The sequence below is a fragment of the Halobaculum sp. EA56 genome, from assembly GCF_051195075.1.
Lineage (GTDB): Archaea > Halobacteriota > Halobacteria > Halobacteriales > Haloferacaceae > Halobaculum.
The window spans coordinates 1-2,774 of the sequence record NZ_JBNTJX010000060.1 but is presented as its reverse complement, the minus strand read 5'-3'; the positions used below and the strand labels follow the sequence as shown (position 1 = coordinate 2,774).

Here is a 2,774-nt window from a genome sequence, read left to right as displayed (position 1 = left end):
CGGCTCACGATGGCCACGGCCGCCGTCGAGGTGTACGAGGACGCCGGCGGTGACTACCGCTGGCGCCTGCGCCACCGGAACGGGACGATCCTGGGCACCTCGGGGGAGGGGTACGCCTCCCGCTCGGGCGCCATCGACGCCGTCAACCGGGTGAAGCGACACGCGCCGAACGCGCCGGTCGAGGAGGAGGGCGTCGGAGACGCCGACGAGGCGGGGGACGGCGCGGACGGGGCGAGCGAGGAGTAGGTCGCCGCGAGCGCGGTCCCTCGGGTCCCCCCTCGGCCCGTTCTGGCGACGTTGGCTGTACTCCGACAGCGTCGTCCGGCGCTGCTCGTCGCCGTCGCTGTTGATCGACCCGCCGTCCGGCTCCAGGTAGAAGAAGACCCCGCCGCCGCCGACGAACGGCTCGTGGTACCGAGACCGATTTTTTGCCTATAAATATTCACGAGAAAAAACGAGCGTCACGAAAGCATTGTTCTGGCGCTTGTAGAGGGAAGCAGTTGTGAAATAATATTTAATGTTATACTTATCTTTCAAATATTTTCTCTGAAAATAGAGATATAATAATGCCTACGCTTTTGACACAGCAACGACAATCCCGAACTAATGATGGATGTGCAGGAGGCCCGTGTCGAAATCCGGGAACGGTACATGGGCCTCACGCCGGAGCAGTTCGAACAGTTCTGCAAGATATTAACAGAGGAGGTTGAGGGTCCTGCATACATCCAACTAACGCCTTTCCAAGGCGACCGCGGACTTGACCTCCAAGGGTACATCGGACACGAATTTGTTGACGTGAAATTCGGTGGCCAAGTAAAGCAGTACTCCGATAATATCGGAGGTCCTTCGATTAGAACATTTGTTGGTTCTTTAACTACAAATAAATGTAACGTGGGTAGCTACATTACCAGTAGCTCATTTAGGGATAACGCCCATGAAGAAGTATCAGATTCGAACATACCGATTACACTCATCGATGGAGATGATATTCTTAATATCATGTTGGAATACCAACTAGGCGTTATTTATCCCAATCCCGACGACCGAGAGGATTTGAAACTCGACCCAGAGTTCTGGGAAATATTCGACGAAACAACAGGCGATGAACTCATTCCGAGTGATAAGGTACCACAGGCGAACAAAATTCCGTATCTCAATATTGTCTTACAGGCGATAGATCAAGGGTATCGATATAAACCTGAGATTCGGGACTATATGAAGACTCACACGAACAAAGAATGGCGTTCACGGCAGGCGGACTACTACGCTATGGCAGGTTGGGCGTTGAACTACGTCCACAAGGATACGATGGGAGAGTACCGGGGAGAAAAGATGCGTCGGTGGGGCCTCACCCGCGATGGTCAAGAATACGTAAAGTTACTGCAAGAAGATCGTGCTGAGGAGGCAGAAACCCACCTAATCAAACATATCCGAGAAATGGAGATTATGAGACGACTTCTTCCAGAAATTCAGGAACAGGACGAAGTTTCGAATGACGAACTCAAAGACCTATTCTTCAAAGAAGTCGCTCTAAATCGAACGACATCAGACCGACGTGTCTCTACGGTAGGTCAGTGGCTCCAGATGCTCCCCGAGATCAACCGCAAACACACGAAAAACACGGTTAAGTACGAATATTTAACTGAAAAGGAACGTTTGCTTTAGCATCACTAGGCCTCCGGTTCCATCCACGAATCTAACTTCTTCAACTTCTCACGCCGATTATTCTCCGGTACGTTTGTCACGATGATCTCTTGTACTTCATCGCGGTCCGAAGCGACGGAGTTTATCTGACGCTTTGCGCCAATGTCGTGAATAATGAATTCATCAAATACATCATAGAGTTCTTCCATTGGCGGAGAATTTGAAATGACTACCCACACATCGTTACGAGCTAGTTCCAATGCTGTATCTCGAAGTCGCTCCTGTTGTTCCGTTCCGAAAGCACTGTGATGATATTCTACAAAACTTGAGGAACGGCTCACGGGCTCGTATGGCGGGTCAAAGTACACGAGATCGCCGGATTTCGCGTTCTTTTTTATGTAATTGAAGTCCTCATTGAACATCTCGATGTCAGAAAGGACTTTGCTTGCTTGACGAATTCGATCAGCCATCACCCAATTGGCTGACGAGTGGCGACCAATCGGGACATTGAACTCACCGCTGTTGTTCTCACGGTATAGCCCATTGTAGCAAGTTCTGTTCAAATACAGAAGTAGTGCGGCCTCCTCAACTTTGTCGAAATCTTCCCCTCGAGGCCTTCTATTGAACAACTCTCGTTGCTGGTAGTAGTAATTATCTACCTCACCACCATTCCAATCTTCGTCGCTGTATTCTCTATTGGGGTCGGGAGTAGCGTTCGGTGGCTTAAAATCCCGAAGTTTCTGAATGAGTTCTTTAGGCCGCTCATCGACTACTTTGTAAAACGAGATGAGACGAGTATTAATGTCATTAATTGTTGAGCCCGGCGGATGCGGGGCCGTGTCGAAGAAGAGTGCACCGCCACCAACGAATGGCTCGTGGTAGCGGTTGACGTCTTCTTTGGGCGGGAGGGATTCTTTAATGGCGTCCAGGATTTGCCTCTTCCCTCCTGCCCACTTGAGTATCGGCTCCACCATCTATGTTCTATACTAAAACCTTACCCTATAAAGATCCTTGCTCCGAAACCCCACATCGACAGGGAATAACACACGGACGCGACGGGGAACCGCGCCGTGATCTCGGGCAGGAGCTGGCGCTTGCCCCCGGCCCACTTGAGGAGCGGCTGGACCATG

General features: G+C 51.0%; 3 protein-coding genes. 2 read left to right on the top strand and 1 reads right to left on the bottom strand.

Translation table 11 applies throughout. The features are described 5' to 3' along the window. Nucleotides 1-246 (top strand): YegP family protein (locus ACQUQ1_RS21855; RefSeq protein WP_435066310.1); only part of this gene is annotated, 246 nt, incomplete at its 5' end. Between the two features lie 363 nt (nt 247-609). Further along, nucleotides 610-1,665: a restriction endonuclease gene (locus ACQUQ1_RS21850; protein ID WP_435066309.1), complete on the top strand. Its 1,056-nt coding sequence runs from the start codon at nt 610-612 to the stop codon at nt 1,663-1,665. Nucleotides 1,666-1,670: 5 nt separating this feature from the next. On the opposite strand, the gene ACQUQ1_RS21845 is transcribed toward ACQUQ1_RS21850, so the two are convergent. Beyond that, complete coding sequence (locus tag ACQUQ1_RS21845; protein WP_435066308.1) at nt 1,671-2,618, bottom strand: DNA adenine methylase; 948 nt, start codon at nt 2,616-2,618, stop codon at nt 1,671-1,673. Between the last annotated feature and the right edge of the window lie 156 nt (nt 2,619-2,774).

Bases quoted from the DNA above. Each gene is read 5' to 3' on its own strand.
- ACQUQ1_RS21845 (WP_435066308.1), bottom strand. From the start codon at position 2,618: ATGGTGGAGCCGATACTCAAGTGGGCAGGAGGGAAGAGGCAAATCCTG.
- ACQUQ1_RS21850 (WP_435066309.1), top strand. From the start codon at position 610: ATGGATGTGCAGGAGGCCCGTGTCGAAATCCGGGAACGGTACATGGGC.